At 39.6% G+C, this 22,682-nt stretch carries 23 protein-coding genes, 1 tRNA gene and 3 pseudogenes; 9 read left to right on the top strand and 18 right to left on the bottom strand.

Going from position 1 to position 22,682, the window contains the following annotated elements; all coding sequences use genetic code 11:
* Nucleotides 1–2: 2 nt before the first annotated feature.
* The 8 genes and pseudogenes from CL181_RS19085 to CL181_RS19050 form a co-directional block, all read right to left on the bottom strand.
* Entirely contained in the window at nucleotides 3–1,400 is a 1,398-nt protein-coding gene (locus CL181_RS19085; RefSeq protein WP_097300911.1) for a hypothetical protein, read from the bottom strand.
* Nucleotides 1,397–2,770, bottom strand: a complete 1,374-nt coding sequence (locus CL181_RS19080; RefSeq protein WP_097300910.1) for an McrB family protein — start codon at nucleotides 2,768–2,770, stop codon at nucleotides 1,397–1,399. Before CL181_RS19080 ends, CL181_RS19085 begins: the two co-directional genes overlap by 4 nt.
* A 531-nt stretch (nucleotides 2,771–3,301) precedes the next feature.
* Nucleotides 3,302–3,928, bottom strand: a complete 627-nt coding sequence (locus CL181_RS19075) for a hypothetical protein (protein ID WP_097300909.1) — start codon at nucleotides 3,926–3,928, stop codon at nucleotides 3,302–3,304.
* Nucleotides 3,929–3,952: 24 nt separating this feature from the next.
* Nucleotides 3,953–4,183: pseudogene (locus CL181_RS20710) on the bottom strand (hypothetical protein); the annotation flags it as partial.
* 6 nt (nucleotides 4,184–4,189) lie between these two features.
* Nucleotides 4,190–4,597 carry a type II toxin-antitoxin system VapC family toxin gene (locus CL181_RS19070; protein ID WP_097300908.1) on the bottom strand — a complete coding sequence of 136 codons (408 nt, stop codon included), beginning with the start codon at nucleotides 4,595–4,597 and terminating at the stop codon, nucleotides 4,190–4,192.
* Entirely contained in the window at nucleotides 4,594–4,830 is a 237-nt protein-coding gene (locus tag CL181_RS19065; RefSeq protein ID WP_097300907.1) for a hypothetical protein, read from the bottom strand. Before CL181_RS19065 ends, CL181_RS19070 begins: the two co-directional genes overlap by 4 nt.
* Nucleotides 4,831–4,936: 106 nt before the next feature.
* Nucleotides 4,937–9,799, bottom strand: a pseudogene (polC, locus tag CL181_RS21335) (DNA polymerase II large subunit); the annotation flags it as partial.
* Nucleotides 9,800–9,956: 157 nt separating this feature from the next.
* Nucleotides 9,957–11,546 carry a bifunctional N(6)-L-threonylcarbamoyladenine synthase/serine/threonine protein kinase gene (locus CL181_RS19050; RefSeq protein WP_097300906.1) on the bottom strand — a complete coding sequence of 530 codons (1,590 nt, stop codon included), beginning with the start codon at nucleotides 11,544–11,546 and terminating at the stop codon, nucleotides 9,957–9,959.
* A gap of 145 nt (nucleotides 11,547–11,691) precedes the next feature.
* Between CL181_RS19050 and eif1A the strand changes: the two genes are divergently transcribed.
* The 8 genes from eif1A (at nucleotide 11,692) to CL181_RS19010 (ending at nucleotide 15,137) form a co-directional block, all read left to right on the top strand.
* Nucleotides 11,692–12,006: a translation initiation factor eIF-1A gene (gene eif1A / locus CL181_RS19045; RefSeq protein ID WP_097300905.1), complete on the top strand. Its 315-nt coding sequence runs from the start codon at nucleotides 11,692–11,694 to the stop codon at nucleotides 12,004–12,006.
* Nucleotides 12,007–12,015: 9 nt separating this feature from the next.
* Entirely contained in the window at nucleotides 12,016–12,828 is an 813-nt protein-coding gene (locus CL181_RS19040; protein WP_097300904.1) for a serine protein kinase RIO, read from the top strand.
* Nucleotides 12,812–13,348, top strand: a complete 537-nt coding sequence (locus CL181_RS19035; protein WP_097300903.1) for a pre-rRNA-processing protein PNO1 — start codon at nucleotides 12,812–12,814, stop codon at nucleotides 13,346–13,348. Before CL181_RS19040 ends, CL181_RS19035 begins: the two co-directional genes overlap by 17 nt.
* 78 nt (nucleotides 13,349–13,426) lie before the next feature.
* Nucleotides 13,427–13,801: an ArsR family transcriptional regulator gene (locus tag CL181_RS19030; RefSeq protein ID WP_097300902.1), complete on the top strand. Its 375-nt coding sequence runs from the start codon at nucleotides 13,427–13,429 to the stop codon at nucleotides 13,799–13,801.
* Nucleotides 13,802–13,939: 138 nt separating this feature from the next.
* A complete protein-coding gene (locus CL181_RS19025; protein ID WP_097300901.1) occupies nucleotides 13,940–14,539 on the top strand; it encodes an amino acid kinase in 600 nt (199 codons plus the stop codon).
* A gap of 50 nt (nucleotides 14,540–14,589) precedes the next feature.
* Entirely contained in the window at nucleotides 14,590–14,763 is a 174-nt protein-coding gene (locus CL181_RS19020) for an HVO_2753 family zinc finger protein (protein ID WP_097300900.1), read from the top strand.
* A 5-nt stretch (nucleotides 14,764–14,768) separates the two neighbouring features.
* The gene (locus tag CL181_RS19015; protein WP_097300899.1) at nucleotides 14,769–15,035 is read left to right on the top strand and encodes an elongation factor 1-beta; all 267 of its coding nucleotides are present in this window, start codon (nucleotides 14,769–14,771) and stop codon (nucleotides 15,033–15,035) included.
* A 30-nt stretch (nucleotides 15,036–15,065) separates the two neighbouring features.
* Nucleotides 15,066–15,137: transfer RNA gene (locus CL181_RS19010), tRNA-Ala, on the top strand.
* Between the two features lie 29 nt (nucleotides 15,138–15,166).
* Here CL181_RS19010 and CL181_RS19005 read toward each other — a convergent pair.
* The 10 genes and pseudogenes from CL181_RS19005 to CL181_RS18960 form a co-directional block, all read right to left on the bottom strand.
* Nucleotides 15,167–15,382, bottom strand: a complete 216-nt coding sequence (locus CL181_RS19005) for a hypothetical protein (RefSeq protein ID WP_097300898.1) — start codon at nucleotides 15,380–15,382, stop codon at nucleotides 15,167–15,169.
* A 337-nt stretch (nucleotides 15,383–15,719) separates the two neighbouring features.
* On the bottom strand, nucleotides 15,720–15,926 hold the full coding sequence (locus CL181_RS19000; RefSeq protein ID WP_097300897.1) for a DUF2283 domain-containing protein: 207 nt from the start codon (nucleotides 15,924–15,926) through the stop codon (nucleotides 15,720–15,722).
* Entirely contained in the window at nucleotides 15,907–16,134 is a 228-nt protein-coding gene (locus CL181_RS18995; RefSeq protein WP_217993222.1) for a DUF4258 domain-containing protein, read from the bottom strand. Before CL181_RS18995 ends, CL181_RS19000 begins: the two co-directional genes overlap by 20 nt.
* Before the next feature lie 93 nt (nucleotides 16,135–16,227).
* Entirely contained in the window at nucleotides 16,228–16,443 is a 216-nt protein-coding gene (locus tag CL181_RS18990; protein WP_097300895.1) for a type II toxin-antitoxin system PemK/MazF family toxin, read from the bottom strand.
* Nucleotides 16,428–16,631, bottom strand: a complete 204-nt coding sequence (locus tag CL181_RS18985; protein WP_255251642.1) for a hypothetical protein — start codon at nucleotides 16,629–16,631, stop codon at nucleotides 16,428–16,430. The genes CL181_RS18990 and CL181_RS18985 overlap by 16 nt, the downstream gene beginning before the upstream one ends.
* Nucleotides 16,632–17,071: 440 nt before the next feature.
* The gene (locus tag CL181_RS18980; RefSeq protein WP_097300894.1) at nucleotides 17,072–17,488 is read right to left on the bottom strand and encodes a PIN domain-containing protein; all 417 of its coding nucleotides are present in this window, start codon (nucleotides 17,486–17,488) and stop codon (nucleotides 17,072–17,074) included.
* A complete protein-coding gene (locus tag CL181_RS18975; protein ID WP_097300893.1) occupies nucleotides 17,448–17,774 on the bottom strand; it encodes a hypothetical protein in 327 nt (108 codons plus the stop codon). Before CL181_RS18975 ends, CL181_RS18980 begins: the two co-directional genes overlap by 41 nt.
* A complete protein-coding gene (locus CL181_RS18970; protein WP_176505337.1) occupies nucleotides 17,765–18,253 on the bottom strand; it encodes a DNA methyltransferase in 489 nt (162 codons plus the stop codon). The genes CL181_RS18975 and CL181_RS18970 overlap by 10 nt, the downstream gene beginning before the upstream one ends.
* Before the next feature lie 38 nt (nucleotides 18,254–18,291).
* A pseudogene (locus CL181_RS18965) lies at nucleotides 18,292–19,068 on the bottom strand (nucleotidyl transferase AbiEii/AbiGii toxin family protein); the annotation flags it as partial.
* Nucleotides 19,069–19,215: 147 nt separating this feature from the next.
* Nucleotides 19,216–19,854 (bottom strand): hypothetical protein, encoded by a 639-nt coding sequence (locus CL181_RS18960; RefSeq protein ID WP_097300890.1) that lies wholly within the window; start codon nucleotides 19,852–19,854, stop codon nucleotides 19,216–19,218.
* A 502-nt stretch (nucleotides 19,855–20,356) separates the two neighbouring features.
* On the opposite strand from CL181_RS18960, the gene CL181_RS18955 reads away from it, so the two are divergent.
* Complete coding sequence (locus tag CL181_RS18955) at nucleotides 20,357–22,681, top strand: DGQHR domain-containing protein (RefSeq protein ID WP_097300889.1); 2,325 nt, start codon at nucleotides 20,357–20,359, stop codon at nucleotides 22,679–22,681.
* The last annotated feature ends 1 nt before the right edge of the window (nucleotide 22,682 follow it).

The raw sequence follows: 22,682 nt of genomic DNA, 5'->3' as shown, positions 1-22,682 counted from the left end.
TTCTAATTATTCAATATTAAATTTGTGTTTGGTTCCAAGTTTGATATTTCTTTAATCATTAAACTTTTTAAATCATTAATTTTGGATTTATTTAATGGAACTCCAAGCAACCCAATTTTATTTATAACTTTATTATGCTGATTAGTATAATTTAAAAATTGAAAATCTACTTGATAAGAAGGATAGCATAAAATTCCGATTTTATTCTTATTTAGATCGAATGAGCAGTATGATAAGATCTGATGGATATCATGTCTGTGTTCTTCTTTTAGAAAATCGCTAATACTGGTAGTATTATACAAGTGAGACTTATATTTAGCATCAATAAAAATCATTAAATCATCTTTGATTAGCATTGCGTCTGGTTCTAAATGTTCTAAAGACCAAAGCGGTGAAAAATGGGATGATTTTTTTAATCGATAATTAGTTAATAAATGACCCCCAATTTCAGAAGAAATATTTTTGAAAATATATTGAACATACTTTTCAAAAACATCTGAAAAATCAACTCTCCAAGCTTTATTTATTTGTATATTATTTTGAAGAATTTTATTAGCTTGAATTTTAACATGCTTCACAATAATTGGGTCAGAATTTTTAATTTTGATTATTTTTGTTTCAATTGCATTAAAATTCTTTAATTTATTGTCTAAATAACTAATTAATGAATCTACAGATAGGCGAATTTTTTGGGGAGTATTTACTGAATTAATTTCATTTTTTGCGAATTCATACACATATTTTATTTCAAAATATTCAAGATGAAACTTGGATAAAATATTTTCTTTGCAAGGAAATTTAAGTTTATACGTCGGATCAAATTCGCGCTTTAAATAATTATTCCAATTAATCTGAGATTTTGGAAAATCATAGGTTTTTTCATTGGTTTGGAATTTTTTCCAGTTAGTTTTTACCAATTCATTCAATAATTTCAAGTATTTGACAGCTTCAAAATATAATGGCGGACTAAGGTTTCTGCCGGAAACGAGAGGAATAGTATCTTTAAATTCCGGTTCGATTTTCTTACTAATTAAATCTATTATTTCGATATAATCTGTAAATCTGTCTTTGCGAGCTAAAAATCTTGGAGATACAACAAAATCACCGATTTGTTTTCCCGTATCTGGTGATCTTAATGGAATAGTTCCAACAAATTTGTCGGATCTAAAGGATAATGTTGTATTTGCATCGCTACCAGAGATTATCGGAGTGACGTTTAGAAAAGCGAAATTAACTCGGTTATAATCAACAAATTTTTGTAATGCTTGCCCAATATATCTTTTATCAGAACCTTTGAACTTGTTATGAAGGTAACGACCAGAAATGTTTGTTGAACTTTCGGTTAAACAAGTCATTTCAAAAAATATATCTTTACTAAATATATCTTCACTAAATTTCATTTAAATAGCGTATCCTTGATTCTATCCGAAAAGTATTCGTTGAAATCTTCTTTAGCTTTTAACATAATTCCTTCTAAAAGATATTCTCTAATCAGAGGAAATAATTCATAGCGAATTCTTTGAGTCATTTCTTCTTTTGAATTTGCTATAAAATAAGCATGCCCTGGTTGTAAATTCAGTTCTTCACTACTTGCATACCAATAAAATATTTCTTGAAATGTTAAGAAATCATCTTTGAAAAATGCCTTCGTTTCAAGTATTCTGGGTTTTAATGTATACCATGCAAAACGTCTTCGTAAAGCGAAATCAACAACCGCAAGACTCCTATCAGCGGTATTCATCGTACCAATAACATAAAAGTTTTTGGGAATTTTTTTAACAGAGAAACCATTACAAATTTCAATATTTACAGAATTATCATCCATTTGATATTCAAATAAATAGAAAATTGGACCCAAAATGTTTGATAAATTTGCCCTATTTAGTTCATCAATAATAAGTAGAACATTCTTAAAAGGATTACTAATTGCAAATTGAAGAGCTTGTAAGAAAATCCCTTTTTGTTCTTGGTAGTTTAGGTTTGACTGATTTAGATTTGGTTTGATACCATAAATAAAATCTGAATAATTCGTTTCTGCATGGAATTGCGTGAAAAATATTTCTGCATTTAATTTTTCTCCGATTTTTTTTCCCAACATTGTTTTACCCGTACCAGGAGCGCCCTCTAGGACAACGTATTTTCTTGATAGTATTAAATTCAAAACGTCTTTTTCGTCATCAGGAGATTCCTCCTTCTTAACAGCTGAAATTGCTGTGGTTTTAGCTTTTCTATGTTCATTATTTGATGGCCATTTCCTTAATTCGGCATATCCTGCAACAAAAGCCGAAATAATTTTTTTGCCTTCAACACTTGTTGGATCCTCTACAATTTCACAAGCAGGTAATACCTTAGAGTATGTTTTTAATGTATTTTTCAAATGAGGTAATTTAGCCAAGAATGATCGTGGCAATCCATTTTCAATATCAATAAATGATGTTTTGCAATATCCCTTTGAACTAATTAATGAGAAAAATAATCTTCTTACTCCTGGGAAACTAGCTAACTCATAATCATTTTTGAATCCCAGTGAACCAATACCCAAACAAACTAACCATGGTTTATCATCTTTATCTGGTAAAATAGTAAGAGAAAAATCATGGTATGGTCCCGAATTATCTTCATCTGGAGAAATAAAACCAAAATAGGCTCCGCCTTGACTTAAAGCATCATTCCCGGTATTGTTTCTTTCAACATAATCTTTCTCATTATTTGCACCAAATTTTAATGCTTCTTCTTTTATGAATGTTCTTATTTCATCAATTTTTGACATAGTCTTTTGTGTATAGTTCACATAAGTATAAATATCTCTCGTCTTATATCTTTTAAAGTTACATAAAATCAGAAATCCTCTTCTTCTTCACGTATTGCTATTAAACAGCTACTCTATATTCGATACTAGAGTCTCTACTCAACGGAGAATCCCTTTTACTAATTCAACACCTCCACCTCAGCTTACTTAAAATCAACAACGACAGGCTGTGTGAAAAGTAGTAAAAAGTCATGTTTGTTTGAAAAACAGGCCTTATTAAGCCTTTAAATCGAAAATAAGCTTCCAATTTTGCAAAATTTTGAGTTTTTACACAATCTGACGAATTAGTACGAACTTGTAATAACTCTGGTCGTATGAGTTCGTTGTTAAATTCTCCAGAATATAGATAGTTCGCAAAGTAATATGACGAAGCAATGGGTTTTGCTGAAGCGCCACAAATTAAATTAATTGGATTTAGAAATGATACATTTTATGATTAAATCAATGCTCTATTGTTTCATCACTTCCTTTTTTTCTCAAAAAAAAGATTACTTATACTGTCTGGAAAAATTGAACTGCAAAATCACAAAAGTCTATGATTGTTTGTTTGTCTAAATCAAACTCTTTGCGATTTCCCAAATAATTTCTTGAACTCGGTGTAATTTGTTCTCCAGCTTCTAATTCCTCAACCGTTACACATTTAATATGTTTTTTTGATACAAGAATTATATAGGCATTTCTATAAGGATAATCTTTAGGCAAATCTTTCAGACTGAATTCTTCGCTTGCTCTAAATTTCACTTCAACAAAATATACGTCTCCGTTCTTTGGATTTTGAACCACAAAATCAGGCATTCTTCGTATTTCATTTGCTACGTCTGTTCTAACTCCCTTCAATAGTTCCATAATTCCCGGTATGGTATTTTCCATTCCATACCTGAAAACAGAATATCCTAAAGCCAAAAATAATTCTTGTACTAATGTTTCAGCAATTCTGCCTTTAATCATTCCGTATCGATAATTATAATCGCGATCAGTTAAGCCTCCATTATCTGCTCTTACATCGTTTTCTTTGGGATAATAGGATTTATCATTGGTTTTTTGTTTTTCAGCATAACATTTTGAACAAAGTCCACCATTGAATTTAGTAAATTCACCACATTTAATACATTCTGGCATTTTACAACTCCTTTTTTCTATTACTCACATAAAATCCGCCAGCCCCTTCTGCTTCACCTTATCGCTCTCAAACAGCGACTTCATCTCGATCTCAAGCAGCTCAAGCCTCTGCTTCGTATAATGCTGCACATTATACTCATCCGCAATTCGCAGGCTCGTCTCAAGATACTTCCTTACCGAGCCCTCATGCACCGTCAGCACGATATTCCCGCCACACCTGGGGCATGTCCCCTGCAGAGGCGGGCGCCTGTATTTGTATCTTCAGCCATTCACAACCTCAACCGACCTTATTTTTAAAAAATCCTTATCAAAAGTTGCTATCTTTCTGATTTTCCTTATCTCCATACAGGCAAGATTTGAAGCATCCACAAAACTCAAACCAGTATTCTCTTGATTCGAAAAAATCTCCCATGACCTTTCAAACACATCGCTTGCTTTCATTATTTCGATTTCCTTTGCCTCAAGCAGGACATTTCCCACTTCCTTTGCAGCATCCATACTTTTACGGAGTGCAAGCACTGTTGTGACTTCCGAGAACACGAATTCCGATATTACCCCGATTCCGTAATCCCCTGCACTAAGTTTTTGAAAGATATTTGAAGCCTTTTTGTGATTTATATCATCCGCATTCTTATAAGCGATGATCGCGCTGGAATCAAGGAATATCAAGCTTGCTCCTGTTTATATAAGACTTCATCTATCTCTTCACTCAGGTTCCGATATTGGTGTCCAAAATGCTCCGGTTTGATCTCAATGATGCTTCTCTTCTTATTCTTTGGAAGCCCTAACCATTCGCTGATTGCCTTTGTTACTGCTTCCCCGATGGAGATGCCCTCTTGCGCAGCTTTTGTTTTTAATTTTTTATAAACAAAAGGATCAATATTCCGTATCGTAGTATCCATATGTAACACATGTGTTACTATAGAATATATATTTATTGCATATCTTGAGGTTTTGCGAAGCGTCGAAAATTAATTCGGTTGTATTTATAAATTTCTGGAATGATATTCACATAAAATCCGCAAGTCCCTTCTGCTTCACCTTATCGCTCTCAAACAGCGACCTCATCTCTATCTCAAGCAGCTCAAGCCTCTGCTTCGTGTAATGCCGCACATTATACTCATCCGCGATGCGCAAGCTCGTCTCAAGATATTTTCGTACCGAGCCCTCATGCACCGTAAGCACGATATTCCCTCCGCACCTGGGGCATGTCCCCTGCAGGGGCGGGCGCCTGTATTTGGCATTGCATTTAGTGCATCTTACTTTCTGTTTCGAGAAGGAGCGCAGGTTCCCGATAAGGTCGGGCAGGAAATGAGAATTTATAACTCTTTCTGCGACATCAGTCGGGTCTACTGCTTTTATTTTCCTGGCAAGCCCAAGCTGTGCCTCCATTTTTTCGATCATCGTCCCCAGGGTCTTGTAAGCGCTGTTCCTCGGGCCTGCTGCTATATTTGCAGTATCATGGGTGAAACCGAAGCCCTCATACTGCCCTGGAGTGCCAAGCCGTCCGCTAACAGTATCCATGATCTTGACAAGGTCTTTGGCATTTGCGAACTTGAGCGTTGCCTCATAGAACGCAAGAGGATACTGGAAAAGCACATCCACATTATGCGCCTCCTTATCCACCTCATTCGGATCAATGCGCGAAGTCAGAACAAGAGGCGCATCCATCTGTCCGCCGCGCCTGTCGGGTAAGTATGAACGGGAGAAGTTCAGGAGGCCGTCCATCAAGAGCATCACGCAGTCTTCGTCACCGTCGCACTGAAATGTGGTAATTCCTGAGCAAATGAGGGTGTGATGGGTATCGACAGTCAGATTATACACATATTTATCATTAGACTTAATCTCTTTTTTTTCTACAACTTTATCAATGAACACATCTTCATCAAAATTGGTTCTTGTCTGACCTTCTTTAGCCAGCCATTTTTTGAGCAAATCTTGCGCATACTTTTGTTTTTCACCAAGGAAGCCTATGTCTTCAATGAATTTTCTTGCCTGACTTCCATAGATTCTTATTTTATACGAATGGATCAATTTCGGTTTTCCGTAGAATTTTAGAATGAGGTCACTTTTTACTTCCCGTTCTTCCTCATAAATTGAGTGCTTGATCCCGGAAAACATCAGGAGAAAAGACATCCCATCAATTAGCCATTTATTTACTGAAGTTACATTGACCTCTAAAGTGCTTTGCAGGGAACACGAGCCATCTCCTGTGAAATAACCTCCCAAAAATGCGCTTATTTTTTCCTCTGGCAGGGCATACACAAAGTCTGGAACCCTTTTTGTTTTGGCATCTTTGCCGATCTTCAGTTCTTCAAAAAGTTCAAGGACAAATCTTGAGCATATCGTTACATGATTTCCTGAAATACTGGGAGACAAACCAAAAACAGCATTTATTTTTTCTTCTAAGATGCATCGGGCCCATTCTTTAGTAGCGGTTATAGATACCTGATGACAATTATTTTGATTCTTTTTAATAAACCCTTCTGCTAAATAAAATCCTAACAGTGATAAGAAATCTTCGTTCACCGTTATGCTGGGCTTTATAGAAGCCTTGTCTCTTTTGCTCCCCAATAAATAATTGCCTGCATCGATCACTCCATGATTGAATCTATTGATTATCTCTAATGGATATGATTTCCTGTAAATGTAATTAGTAAATGTCTTATAACTCATTCCAAGATTATTGCTTATCTGCGAAAATTGTACGTCATCCTCGAAAACATCACAATCTGTTCTTATCATTACGTCCTGCGCGTCTGTTATCGAGAGCAGGTCAATATTCTCTTTACCTTCGATAAGAGGTCTTTTGATGTTCCAGGGGATCAATAATTCGTCTACATCCGGCGCCCTCACTTTTTCTCCTGAACTATCCGGGAAAGTATGATCCTTTGTCACCACTATCTTTCTGCCGCTTTTGGTTTTTATTTCGATCAGCTTTTCAGGGGCAATATGTTTTGAAACATGTGTTATATCTGCCAATTCGAACTTTTTCATTTTTATGTTAAAAGCAAATGTTCTCAGGCCGTTTATTTTCCTGTATTCAGTTCCAAAATTATCTGTTTCGATATCTTCGATAAGGTTGCTTTCAACAAGTTCGCGGATCGTTAAAAGTTCAAAACCCTCTCCTCTTTGAACCAATAATTTTTCATCTCCCTGGAAGCAGTTACGTCTCTTAGCAGCATGGAAGAACGGATGCCCATAACCAACAGACGCTGTAGTAAAGCCCACAAGACGGGCAAGAACTCCAGCCGAGGTGTGGGGAGCAAGACCTATCACCAATTTCCCGATCAGATCATCGATTCTTTCGATATTATAATAAGATTCAACTTTATAATATCTCGTTAAAAGGTCATCAATGAATCTCGCGGTTTTCAGAAGGTATTCAGCGCAATCCTTTGAAACAACAATATCCTGCACTTTAAGTTCGAGGATCTGGTTCTCATCAACAAGCGGATTTCCATATGTGTCATTAATATAACCAAGTTCTTTAAATTTCAAAACCGAAACACCGAGTTCTCCGGGTTTAATGTGTGTTAGAGGCATATCCGAGAGGTCATACCTCACAGTCCCGTCCTTGAACATCACGACATCATGCTTTGCCCTGAGCACCCCTTTTTCCAGTGGTTCAGGCGTCTTATTCTTTGAAGTAAGGCCAAGAACACCTTTTGGTTTGTAAACATCCCTTTCCCCAACATTATCAAGTGCTTTCTGGTATTCTGATATGAAATCAATATCCATTTCAGTGACAGAGGTAGTTTCTTTTTTGCATTTAGGACATGGCGGATTGGTATTAGTCCCCATAAACGGCGTCTTTATTTCAATTCCACATGACTCACATTTAAAAAGCGGATGGGTGAACTTTCCGCATGTGCACTTGTTCTTGAAAGTCCTGTTCTTACATGCCGGGCATATGCGGCTTCCAATCTGGACGTTTATTGTCCCGACTTTTCCTTTCTGGTATGTAAGTCCTGTCTGGAACTCGCTGTTCCTGAATTCATTATTCTTCTCTTTGTCCTCTTCATCATCCACGAAATCTTTCACATCTACAAGTGAGCGCCTCTTGCCTCCAGCTCCCCCGATGGGAAAAAGCACATGCGGCGCAGGTTTCATTTCGCGCTTATCAGATTTCTCAGGACGTCCCATCCGTGCCCCGATCCTGATAGGAGCACGGGCTCTGATAGTTATCCCGCTTGCTTTTGAGACCGTATCCAGGATATTGGATTCAGTATTTATCCAGTTCTTTTTAAGAGTCGTATCAAGCCCAAGACATCTCATCAGGGGAAGCGGTTCATCAATGAAAACCACCTTCTCACGGACTATATGAGGGACAAGCAGGACTTCAAGGATGGTTTTTATTTTGTCATCATTCGGAAATGTTAGTTTGTCAGAATATTTTCCATTTATCCTGATATATTCAGCAAGCCGGGAAAACTCATCAATTGAAATATCATGCCAGAGGTATGTATATTTAGGATGCAGCGGCACTTTATAAGTATCTGATAAAAAAAGCGCTTTTTCGGCATTGGGATTTTTCAGGTCGCCAGGTTCCTTTATTGATGTTTTTGCAGCAAGCTCCTGGAGCCACCATTCATAACAATAGGATGATGGCACAAGAGGATGGTTATTCTCAAGAAAATCCCCGAAATTGATCAGTATCTCCCCGATATCAAGGATTTGCTGCACGGATGGCCGTATTTTTTTTGCTTCCTCTTCAGTCTTGATACTCAGTACATCCCCATTGAACAGGCGCACGGTAGGACCATCAATGGTATCTACAGGGGCTATACCTGCGGCTTTTCCGGGGCGCTCGACTTTTATCTGGGTGCCAGCTGCAATAAAATCATCCATCAATGCCATCGTGGCTGGACTGATACCTGCGGCTGCAAAACTCGTGTTCCTGCCCCTGCCGTACCTTAGCCTGAAGCCGCCTGGTCTTGAAGGATATGAAAAAACGGGCCGGCCCGCGATCAGATCCTGCAGGTACTTATCCTTAGGCTTAAGCTGAGCCGATGCATCATCGGTTTTTACAGTGACCACGAATTTATCAAGCCAGTCCCAGCCTTCAAGTTTGAGCTTATCAACGTGCTTTTTCACTTTTGGTGCCTTGAGAGCAATGCCTTCAGCAATAACAAGTGCCATGCCGCCCCTGATCCTGTTCGTCTCTATACGCGCAAGGTCACGCCGTCCTTCAACTTCGGCTTCCTCCGTGGGTTCACCATCAATGCATATCGGGCAGTTCCTGACTATGAGGCGGATCTCATCATCTGACGGAAGATACTGTAAATTCGCTACGCGCCTGTATGCCGTGATCTCTTCAACATATCGCTCAACTTCCTCGGGCCGCGGGACAAAACGTGCGATTCCCAGGTTCGCGCGCACATAATCGGCAGCAAGCACCGACAACGCCTGCGCGGTGCCGCCAGCGCTCCTTATCGGGCCTGCATAATATATCCTGATATAATCGGTACCGTCGTCGTTTTTTGCCAGGTCGATCTTGGCAATGCCCTCGATAGGCGCAGCCACTACGCCTTCTGTCAGGACTGCCATTGCAACCCTCACAGCAGCTTCTATGGCATCCCTGTTCGATTCAAAGGTTTTGATCTCACCCTTGGCAACAGCAATTGCCACCTGGAGTGCTGCTTCCTCACGCGACATCGTGGTTTCAAGTTCCCTGAGCTTTTTTGCGACGCCCTCGATAGAAAGAAGTTTTTCGACCCTGTCTGCAAGGTCCTTTGCTATTGGTATTTCGATGCCTGGAGTCGGGTCGGCGCCGTTAACCCGTGCGCGATTGGCCAGCTCGATAGCGCGGTTAAGCTCTGTTTCCAGAGTACTAAAATAAGCAAGCATTGCTGCGCTTGCGGCGAATTTCATTTATAGTGTCTCCCTGAAAAAATCAAGCTGTTTGATGAACATTGCATGCTGATTTCAGGCTGGAATAAGATAAAGATTGTTGTTGTGACCGTGATACCGACAGAGGCAAGATCCTGCGGCTAGTTCCAAAAGAAAATCTCAATTTGCATTTCAATCACGCGTATCTCCCCCTTCCCTCAATATCCCTCACTCTGCTCAGAACCTCATCCGCACCCGCAAAAGTCCGTGCATATCCCTTTTTAAAAGCCTCAATAAGCTCTTCATGGAACTCATGTGTGCTCTCAAATGTCTGGAAAAGCACATGCACATCAACCCCCCGTGCTTCCACAGTTTTATCAAGATAAGCCAGCCCGAAATCGATCAGATAGAGTTTATCATCCCTGAATAAAATATTGGAAGTTGTAAGGTCGCCATGAATTATTCCATATGTGTGCAGGCGCCCTATCAGTTCTCCTGTCTGTTCGCTCAGCGAAGGCGTAATTACTTTTTTCAGGGCTATCCCGTCTATGTATTCCATTTTTATTTCAAAATCAGAAATGTCCCTGATGATGGGTGTTGGAACACCGCACCGCCGCGCCTCTGAAATAAGTCTTGCTTCATTTCGTGTTCTTTCCCTGCGTAAGGTTTCATCTATATCCCTGAGGCGGTAGCGTTTCGATATCCTTGTCTTGGCGATCGTATTCCCGGAAAGTGTGATCACAGCTTCGGCGCCGCTTGCGATTTTTCCCTGCTGGCCAGGCTTTTCTTCTTTGAAAACATCAACGGCGTTCGGATTCCACCCCACCACTGCTTCATCTGGCCTGAAGCTGGGATTGACCTTAGATTCCGCGATCGATGTCCTGTATCCCGATTTATACATCAGGAGACCAAGATAAGCGATCATTGCGCCGTTATCGCCCATGAACCTCTTTTCCGGCACATAAAAATCAATATTCCTGTCCTCACACATGATAGTGAGCATCTCACGAAGGCGTGAATTCGCCCCCACGCCGCCTGCAAGCAGGACTTCACATTTTCCTGTATGTGCAACAGCACGTTCCGTTACTTCCACAAGCATTGCAAAAGCAGTTTCCTGGAATGAACGGCAAACATCAGGCAGAGGGTATTTTTTGGCTGATTCCTGGGCAGCTGTTGTCAATCCCGAGAATGAGAAATCCATGCCTTTTACAGTATACGGCAGCTGGATATACTGTGAAGCCTTCTTTGCAAGTTCTTCTACTTTTGGTCCTCCGGGATGCGCCAACCCGACCGATCTTGCGAACTTGTCAAGGGCGTTACCGATTCCGATATCAAGCGTCTCCCCGAATACTCTGTAATGGCTTTTCCTGTATGCAAGCACCTGTGAGTTCGCGCCACTCACGTATAATGTCACCGGGTCTAAAGCTTGCGTTTTCCATCTCCCTACCTCAATATGCGCAATGCAGTGGTTCACCCCGATCAGTGGAACATCAAGCGATAATGCAAGTGCTCTTGCCGCTGTTGCAACTGTACGAAGACAAGGCCCAAGTCCGGGGCCCTGGGAAAATGCCACTGCATCTACTTTTCGTCCTCCTTTTTCCATGGTTTCACTTACCACTTTTGTAATATGATCTGCATGATGCTGCGCAGCTTCACGGGGATGGATGCCACCAGCAGCGGGGCGATATGTGGCCGTAGTTTCTACAATAACATCTTTTTCATCAACAATTGCTGCGCTCAGGTTCCATGCCGTCCCTTCAATTCCAAGAATAGAGATTTCAGACATTTTTATAAGACTTCATTAAATTAGTTTCTAAAATAAGTATCGGATAATTTTAAATATTTTTTATATATTATTTTTATTTATTATATTGTCAGTAACCTTTACATACAGCCAAGACAATAAAGTGTATGAATGAAGAGGTGTTAAACTGAATAGGCGAGACAATAACAGCCAGCAACCAGAAGAATTTACAAGAGTTCGGGTGCCGCAAAAAAAAGCGGGCGAAGTGCTGGGCACTGTTGAAAGTCTGTTGGGGGCTAATAAACTGCGCGTAAGGTGTATGGATGGCGTAGTAAGGATCACCCGCATTCCCGGAAAAATGAAAAAAAGTACCTGGATAAGGGAAGGGGATGTTGTTATAGTTGTGCCATGGTCTTTCCAGACCGAAAAAGCTGATATAATCTGGAAATACAGCGGACCACAGGTAAACTGGCTTGAGAGAAAGGGATTTTTGAAAAGTTAAATTAAGCCTATGGCCAGTGATAAGAAGCTTTCCCGCATGGATGAGAAAGTCGATGAATTCCGCATGCGGTTAAAAGATTCCGATCTGAAACAAGTATTTGACGATGTTTTTGACACAGCCACATTGATGGCTCTCTATGACCTTTCAAAAAAAGGTTATATTGATGCGCTTGGAGGTTGTTTCAGTACAGGGAAAGAAGCAAATCTTTTCCATGCCATAGCAAAAAAAGATGATATCTCCGAAGTCGCAGTAAAGATTTACATGATATCCACTGCTAATTTTAATTCCATGAAAGACTACATTCTGGGAGACCCCAGGTTCCAGGGGATCAGGCATGCCAGGAAAGATATCATTCTTGCATGGACGAAAAAAGAATTCAAAAACCTGAAACGTGCAGAAGAGGCCGGGGTAAGGGTGCCAAAACCCTATATCACACAGAGGAACATATTGTTAATGGAATTTATTGGGAACGATGGTGTTCCGATGCCTCAACTGAAAGATGTTAAACTGACAACAGAGGAAGCATCGCATATTTTTAACTTGCTGGTCGATTATATGAACAGGTTGTATTCAAAGGCAAAGCTTGTCCATGCAGACCTTAGTGAATACAATATATTGGTCGACATGAATAAAATGGAACCGGTAATAATTGATATGGGACAGTCTGTCCTGACCAGTCATTTCAATGCAGAAACTTACCTGCGGCGCGATGTTGCAAACATTGCTCGCTTTTTCGGAAAATTAAATATTCCTGTAAATGAAGATGATATTATTTCAATTATAAAGAAAAATAAAGAGGAAGACAATGACAGAGCATATTAAAATACCACTTGAAAGAATAGCGGTCCTTGTTGGCCCGAAAGGCCAGACTAAAGAACTCATTGAAAAAAAATCAACCGCAACATTAAATATTGATAGTGAAAGCGGGGATGTGGAAATTGCAAACCCGACTGACCCTCTTATGGGAATGCGCGCAAAGGAAGTCGTACAGGCTATAGCAAGGGGTTTTAGCCCTGAAAAGGCTTTGAAATTGTTTGACCATGACCTACTTATGTTTGAAACAATAGACCTTTCAAATATCGCAAGGACAGAAAAAGACCTCATGAGGATAAGGGGTAGACTAATCGGGAAGGATGGCAAAACAAGGGAGATATTTGAGACCCTGACTAACGCATATATCTCCGTTTATGGGAAAACAATAAGCTTGATCGGGTATCCGGAGCAGAATACCGTAGCAAGAACGGGTATCAATATGCTTCTTGAAGGGTCAGCCCATGGCCCTGTTTATTCGTTCCTTGAGAAGAAAAAGAGCGATTTGAAGAGAGCAGAATTGGGATTGTAGGATTTCAAACATCTGTTATTATTTTTCATATCGAAAGATTAAAATAATATCGGAACATAATATATTTCTGGAGTAAATATGAAAGCCCTTAAGATTAAACAGCTTGATGAAAAAGACGAAGAGATCGCAGATATACTTATTTCCCTTGGAATGAGCCGAAATGTCGCAATGAGCCTTACCTATCTTCAGAATATGAATTCTGCAACCTCGGTAGATCTCGAAAGAGTAGCCAGGTTACGCCAGCCCGAAGTCAGTATTGCCATGAGGCAGTTAAAAGAACGCGACTGGATAGATGAACGGGAAGAGAAGACGCCTGGAAAAGGAAGACCATACAAGATATATTCGCTCAAAGTTGGTTTTAAGGATATTGTTACCCAGCTTGAAAAACAGCAGAAAAAAGCTGTTGATGAGGCAAAGGCAAACCTTGAGCGATTGAAGGAATTGGGGAAATAGTAAGTCTAATTGCTGATTGCAGGTTGCTTTATATCAAATTTAGCTTAGCAACCTGCACAGTTATTTTTTTAAATTTTATATAACTATAAATCATAGCATCGGTTACATTAATGCGAGAATGAATCTGATCATAAAATCATGATAATACTAAAACTCGGCGGAAGCCTGATCCATAGCGCAAAAAGAATTATAAAAGACCTGATTGAATACACCAGTTCAACCGGGGAAACTATTCTCATCGTCCCGGGTGGCTCAATATTCGCGGACACCGTGCGCAAGGTCAATCCATCGCAAGAAGCTGCGCACTGGATGGCAATACTTGCTATGGAGCAATATGGATATTATCTGGCTGATGGAACGGATGCAAAACGAATCGACAACCTGAAAATTCCAGGAAGCGGCACTTACGTTCTACTTCCATACAACCTCCTTAAGAGCAATGATGAACTTTCCCACACATGGGATGTGACCTCAGATACAATTGCTGCATGGGTCGCGTTCAAGCTCAGGGCAAGATATATCAAGGTCACAGATGTTGATGGTATTTACCTGAAAGGTGCACTTCAAAATGAACTCAAAGCAGAGGAACTCATTGGTATCAAGACCTGTGTGGATGCGGAACTTCCGGATTTTCTCATGAAGAATAACATGAATTGCGAGATCATTAATGGAAACTGTCCGGGAAGGGTGGTAAATGCATTAAAAGGCAATATTACAGGAACTCTTATTAAAGGATAAATTTAATAGCTTTAGGATGTGTATTGAAGTCCCAACATAAGGAGAATATTATGCCAAGAAAAGAAAAAGCAACAATTTGTGTTTCATGCGGAGTTAATCTTATTGAACGTGGTTATGCACGATTTCCATGCCCGCAATGCGGTAATGAGATCGGAAGATGCACAGCTTGCAGGCACCAGAGCAATTCATATAAATGCCCTGTATGCGGATTTGAAGGGCCGTGAGTATAATGGGAGAAGTAGCAGCAAAAATAAGAGTAATGCCTTCGGGCATGGATGTTGATCTTAATACGCTCAAAGACGCCCTGACAAAAGCTGTCCCAAAAGGAGCGCGAATTCACGGATTCTCAGAAGAACCTGTCGCATTCGGCTTGAAAGCCTTAATGGTAGTTGTAAAAGTCGGCGATATCGAAGGCGGAACTGAGAAAGTCGAAGAAGTATTCAGCAAAGTCAACGGTGTAGAAAGCGTTTCAGTTGAAGAACTGGGCAGGATGTAGAAAAAGAATAAACCCATTTCTCTATTTTTCGGGCCTGTAGATCAGGGGTAGATCGTTGCGTTCGCAACGCAAAGGCCGCGGGTTCGAATCCCGCCGGGTCCATTACACCTCTCGTAAGAGTCCTATACCTTTTACCATTCTAATCCCTCTCTCTTGAAGATGATTTCCCCGTTTTTTATTTCCCTGAAAATTGATCTGGTTTTCAAGTCTTGAAGTTCTTCCTTGTATTTTATCATCAGTGATACAGGATTGCCGAATTTATTTTGAGAAATATTTGTCAGATCTGTCAGTTTATCATCTAATTTTGACTTTTCTCCTTTGCAGACTATAAAAATATCTTCTATCATATTTGTTCAGTGAATATAGATTTGCTTTACCGATTCGCTTTCTGTCGAGCAATCCATTGTCCATGAGAGATTTTACGTTCCTGTGAACGCTTGCCTGCGGTATTCCCGCTATCCTTTCAAGTTCACTTTCTGTGAATCCCTTTTCAGGATATGTGAAGAATGCCCTTCACCGGGCTGTGTGCAGCGCAAAATGAGGTTGCAGAGAATGTATGGAGAGTTGCCTGTGTAGTTCCAAACAACCGTTGCGCCAGTTGACGTCGCATCCAAGTATGGCAGGCGTGCCATACGTGTGTACCTGGTAATTTGGAAAAAACACCTTAGGCTGGATATGCCTCAATTATGCTTCTACCTTCAAAGCCTCAGAAACAATATTTGATATCCTTAAATCTTCTTTTGGAAGTAAAATCTCTATACCTATTGCTTTTCCATTTTTATCAATATCGACGATGACATTGTCTGCTAATGGCTCAGATTTATCCACTTTACCCTTTTTAAAGCGAATGTACATTGCATTTACTTCAGAGTCAAATTCTACTGAAACCATATCTATTTAATCTCACTTCATCTACTTTCAATACTGTTACTATAACTATTTCATCCTTCTGCTCTTCAAAAATTACAACCAAATAATGATCATCAAGTTTTCTGCAAGCTGCTTTTCGTCCAAACTTGACATCGACGACTTCAAGAGGCTCTTGAATGACTTGCTCAATAAGTTCAAGATCGATATACCGCTCTTTTATTCTCTTCAATGCATGCTCTGATACCCGAATAATGCTTTTCACCATCTGCAAAAACTTACTTTATCCTCGTATGCCGAATGGCCTTTTAAATATTTCCAAGATTTAGGGGCTTCTTTGGTTGAGAGAGCCTTCATCAAAGTCCTTATTATCAATCCGAATACCATATTCATCATTTATCCATTGGCTGGTTATTTGACATAAAATTACGTCTTTCCCTGTCAACTCTGCAATGACCAGGGCCGGGCGTCTTTTTGATTGTGATAGATCTGAAAATGGAAAAGGAACGACAACTACATCCCCTTTTACAAATCTTGCCATGCATTATCCTCTTCTTCCCTCAACCAATCTTTTTTCAGGGAAGATTCACTGGCAATTGCTGTTTCCAGTTTCTCCTTCAATGCCTTTGTTTTGAGAAAATAGATAAAATCCAGTATTTCATTGAAAAGAGGCTCTGGAATATGTTCCATTTCACGCATTATTAATTCTTTTTTTGCCAGATTTGCCATGGTATTATATTTCTATATCATTATTCTGTTATAATTGTTATGCTGCAATTCCCGCAGTGTGCAGTCCTGCAGTATCTTTTCCCGCAGTACATTTTTTTCAACATCGAACTCATGCGAACTTAAACGAACTCGCCGCAAGAGTTCGTTTTGAGTTCGTTTCGGTTAGTTGTTTTTTGTCACAAGTTCGGCAGATAATTATAATATCTGCCCCCACGCCGACCGAGAAGTTTGCATTCCACAAGCATCGTGTCCGAATCCATCATCTGGTCAAGTACAGGCTCACCGGGCGCAGTGTAGCGCAAAATGAGGTTGCACGGGATGTATGGCGACCAGTTGCCCCTGAAATTTCCAACGTGTTTAGCCCGGTCGCCGCGGTCGAGGAATCTCCAGACGATTGTGATTTCGGGAGGGGAGAGGGAGGGGGCGAATTCAGATATCTTCTAAGAAAAAGAGCTCAATATCAAAGGCTTTTTTTTGAGTTCTTTACTTATTTCGTCTTCCTCTTTAAACAGTGCAGGATAACCCATATTTTTCGAAACGGCTATTGTGAAACAATCCGAAAGTGAAATTGCACGTTCACACTTATATTTTCCAGCGATCATTTGAATCTCTCTGCTCTCGATAACTTCAGCCCCGTCTAAAACCATATCAAGCTTCCTTTTTGCTTCTTGAGACCCTTTCTGCCTGCATAAAACATAAAATATCTCAGAAACTACGGTTTCACTTATGTATATCGAAATTCGGCCTTCAACTATTTTTTCTTTGAATTTTTTACCGAGTGTTGTTTCTATGAAATATTCTATCCAGACGCCGGTATCAACTACGACTCCGGGATAATCGCTCAAATCTTTTTTCATCCAGTAATTTCAACTCCTCCAGATCTTTATAAGCCTGTTCTTTCTCAATGCACCCAAAAAGAGGTAATAGGCTTTTTTTATTTTTTTGTTTTCCCCTTGTAAGTAAATATTTTATAGTCTCATCATAGGAGACTCTTTTTTTCTCTTTGGGTCGGATTTCTGCCATAAATTTCATTAAAAGTTCTTTTGTATCGTCTTTTATATGTATAACAGTCATATCTAACACTTTGGATTTTATATTATCTAAAGTTTTCGAATGATTTAATGTACTGCCGCCTACCACCATTTCATACTCTCCTTAAATTTCGTCGTCCTCTCCCCCGCATCTGGTTTCCTGAGCACGTACAGGTGCTCATGCCTTATCAGGTAAAAATCGTACTTCTTCCCGAACCACTTCTCCCGTGTGCTTTTCATCTTCCACTGCATCTTGATGATATCCTCCCTGAGAATGAAACCCGCCTCAAGGAAACTCATCAGCACCCGTGGCGTTATTAGGATAAAATGCTTGTTCCTGCGTGAATCACCCATGAGGGTGGCGCAGTGCTTTCCCGGACTGAGGACGCGCATGCACTCCCCTGCGACCTTACCCATCTTTGCGGCGAATTCAGCAATGTTATGAACGCTTGACAGGTCGCCCTCATGGTCATGGCAATAGGGGATGATGCTGGCATAAGGAGGATGCGTGGCGATGAGGTCGATGGATTCAGGCTCGACCAGGTCAAGTGAGCGCGCATCCCCAACATACGTTTTAATCAGGCGCCACATAATCAGCATCCAGCGGCGCATAAGAAAAATCCCGTTTCTTACCCTATATTCTTTATGATCCTCTTCAGGAAAAACTGGAACTCGCTGAGAAAGGAGTAGAAATCCGTCTCATCTATCTCTGACAAAAGCAAGTCCCGCTCTTTGCCCCAATCAAAGATCTTTCCTGATTGTAAGAGGGCATTTTTCTCTTTGAGATTGAACCGGTACTTGTCATAGAGCTCAATTGCAAAGTTCGTCTTGCTGACTATGCACTCCCCCACACCCTCCAATTTGATCCCTAAGCGCCTGCAAATAAAATAAACATCCAGGAAATCCCTTGCCTTCGTTCCCTCCCTTGTAAGAAGTGCCCTGACTTTTTCGCTCAGTATCTCGCGAATGTCGTAAATGCTGAAAGTTATCTTTCTGGTATAGTCTGCATATTCAGTGAACAGCGCCTCAAGCTCCTCGTGCTCGCCTGTAAGCAACCCGCTCAGTTCTGCTTCCCCGGGAGGAAAGCACATGCTTTCGACAAAGTCGATCTGCACTTTAAGGAAGCTGCGGCGCTTGAGTACTTCAGCCATGTACCAGATTTTGAATGTGCATGTTTTGTTGCTCCCGCCGAACTCGATATAATCGGGATTGCTTTTTTCACATTTAAAATCCAACCCTCTTTTTTTGGCAATTTCCTCAAAAATTTCACCTATATTGTCAATTACTCTGGATAAGTAAGCCCGGATAGCCTTCTGCGACATTCCTTCGAACACGCCCTGGTCTTTCCATGTGAAGTCTATGTCCTCGGAGAATCTCAGATAGCCGAAATACGACTTTATGAGGCAAGTGCCCCCCTTTGAAGAGTACGTTTACAGTGAAAAACCTGTCACCTGAGAGGTCGAGTAATATCTGGTGGAGGATAAGGTCCTTCTCGATCAAATCCTTCCTCTTGATGTCGAGGATCCTGGCAACTTCATTTACAAAATCAGCCCTCACCCGATCACTCTCCCCACTATTTCAGTCACTGTTTTCGGATACTTCTTTGCGTAGTTCATCAATTTCTCTTTTGAACCCTGCTTAGCCCATTCGGATATATCAAGGACTATCTTGTCGTTGGGGACTCCGTTATACCTCCAAATGTATATGAAGTCAAGAACAGTCTTCTCAGGGTCTGAATATCTGATCATCTCATCTTTTTTATTTATTCCAAAGCCAACCATCGAAGGCGATAGCCTGGTGAACTTGAATTTGTAGCCAGCTATGTTTATTGGTTTTGCCCTGAACAGCGCATCATTGATAACATCCTCCACTGCAAAATATTCATGGGTCATATTATTAAGTTTCAGTGCGGTGTGCAGCCCAAAATACCAGTTTCTCACATTCTTTAATTCCAGCCCCTTTGCTACGAGTTCCAGATGGCTGTATTTGCTCCTTCCAAGCTTCATTTCATCAAGGGTATTTATATAGAATATTCCTCTGAATATCCTTGTCAGATAGCCCTGTGCAATGAAATATCGGATCACTGTGGTATAGTCCAATTTCATTGATTTGCAGTATAGTTCCAACTCATTTGACGTGACAAACTCTTTATTTTCTATACGAAGTTTTTTGAGCAGGATACTCATTCTCATTTATATCACAATATTACATATAGTATGATATTATGATATATATCACTATGTATGATCAAGCCTCGAATATCTTGAAGTCGCCGGGAACTTTGCATCTGCCGGCATGATCCTTGATAAGCTCGGTGCAGAAATGAGTGAAAGTCTAAACGAGCATCCAGCGGCGCGTAAGAAAAGTCCAGCCTGTTTCGCGCCACAATGACCGCATCCGTGTTTATGCCCACGCCCACAGCGCGCCGTCCAAGAAGTTTGCATTCTACAAGCTTTGTGCCTGAACCCACCATCCCGAGTCGCGCCTCGGGAGGGGGAGCGGATTGCGAGATCTTCCAGTTGGGGCGGAGCTTTATATTTATTTCCCCAAATAACTACTTTTTGATATTAACAACCAAAATATATTAAAAAATATTGTGATACAACAGAAATATATAATAATTATGCTTATTAGTATCTCGGTACTAAAAAAATACAAATCCCAAAAATTAGGTATTAGAGAAGGTGAGTTAAATTGAAAAAAAATGAGGTGAATAATGAGACGATAAATTTAGATGGACTTGTTTCAGGAAAAGATTTAATTCAAGCTTTTAAAAAGAATAATGTTAAATATATCTATAAAACAATTGTTCCACAGGACATTCAGCCGTTCTTAGATGAAGGGTGGGCAAAAATCGGACGCGGCAGCAAGAAATCTCTTAGATTAAGAAAATTAAAAGATATCCCTGTAGGGTTTGAAGATGAAGTATGGTGTATTTTTTATAAAATGGGATTCGATGAAATGAATAAGGATCATGATTTTTCTATATCAAGAAAAGGATCGACTCTTACTAAACAAATTGATGTATTCGCAAGGGATGAACAATGTATTTGTATTATTGAATGTAAATCTGCGGAAAAACCTCACACTAAGCGATCTTTAGATAAAGATATTGATCAGATAGCAGGTATACGCCACGATTTAGAATTATCAATTTTCTCACATTATAAGAATCTAGGATATGAGAATAAATTCAAATTAGTATGGATTCTTGCACTTAAAAATATTGATATAAGTGAAAATGACCAAGAACGTGCAAATTCAGCAAATATCAGAGTGATGGACGAGTCAATGATTGAATATTATTTAGACCTTTCAAACCATTTTGGTCGTTCATCAAAATATCAATTTCTATCAGATATGTTTCCGGGTAGAGATATTCCTGATCTGATTGAACCCATCCCTGCAATTAAGGGTAAGATGGCTAAGACCGATTTTTATTCTTTTGTGATTGAACCGGAAAAATTATTAAAAATTGCTTATATAGCTCACAGGGGTAAATCAAATGAAGAGTCCCTCAGAACCTATCAAAGGATGGCAAAAAAGAACCGATTAGAAAAAATAGCTGATTACATTAGAAAAAAAGAGGGGATCTTTCCTACAAATATCGTAATAAATATTCAAACAGATAGACCTTTAAGATTTGAACCTGCCTCTGAAATGGCTGGAAAAAATGCAATACTTGGGACTCTTTATATACCCAACAAATACAAGACAGCTTGGATTATTGATGGACAACATAGATTATTTGCGTATTCTAATTTAGAAGAAGCAAAGACGGCTACCCTGCCTGTATTAGCATTTGAAAATCTAGAGCCCAATATTCAAGCAAAACTATTTATCGATATTAATGGTGAACAAGTTAAAGTTTCAAAAAATCTACTTAGTGATCTTTGGGCAACAATCCATTGGAATTCTGAAAATCCGGGCGAACAGCTAAAAGCTTTAACTTCGCGATTAGTAAAGGATTTAAATGAAAATTCGGATTCACCTTTAAGAGATAGGATAATAAATATTGAAGGAAGGAAAACTAAATTAAGGAATATAACACCGACCGCTTTAATTGAAGAGATCTATAAAAGAAACCTTATAGGCAGCATTGGCTCTAGAAGTGCAAAAGTTATCACTCCCGGGCCTTTGTTTGTGGATGATTTAGAAAAAACACTAGTTAATTCAAGAAAGATTATATCCGGCTATCTCTCCAATTATATTAATTTTAATGAATCTCTAAGCAAACAATGGGATGTTGGAAGTGGAGAGGGTGGCTATATTTGTACAAATAGTGGTCTTATCGCTTTACTTCGTATTCTTTATGCAGTTTTAAATCATATAGAACATGTCGATCATCAGGATATTCAAAAAATGAAGCCCTCTGAAGTAATTGAAGAAATCTGGAAATATCAAAAGCCAGTTTGCCAATATTTAGGTACTGCATCCCCAAAAATCATTCAAGATTTTCGTAGCAATTATGGAGAAGCAGGCTTTAGAGCATGTACATTTGAATTGATGGGAGAAATAAATAAAGTTCATAAGAACTTTGAACCTCAAGGTCTTCAACAGTGGATCCAAAGTAAAAGCAATTTAAATAATCCCCGTGCTTATGAAATGATTTCTAATATTGAAACAGAGATTATGAACCATGTCACTTTTCGCTTAAAAGATGAATTTGGCAAAGATATAGAACAATGGTGGCATAAAGGGGTCCCTGAAAAAATAAGAGTGCCATCTATGCAAAGAGCGCAAAATGCAGGTGAATATCGTCATCCTGAGAAGTTCGTAGATCTAATAGATTGGCAAGAGATTATCTCCCACAATTTAGATTTATTCGGAGAAATTTTTACAATTAATGCAAAACAAAATGATGGCAAAAAGAAAAAATTGGCGTGGTTAGTAGAATTAAATGAAATCAGAAAAATTGTTGCGCACCCACCTAGAGGGGGCATAAGTAATTCACAACTTGATTACTTAACAAGTGTATATGACGAATTGATACCAAGGTTGAAAAAGGGTGTAGAATAAT

It is taken from the genome of Candidatus Methanoperedens sp. BLZ2, assembly GCF_002487355.1.
Taxonomy (GTDB): Archaea; Halobacteriota; Methanosarcinia; order Methanosarcinales; family Methanoperedenaceae; genus Methanoperedens.
Note: the sequence above shows the minus strand (reverse complement) of the source record. Positions and strands in the feature narration are given on the sequence as shown.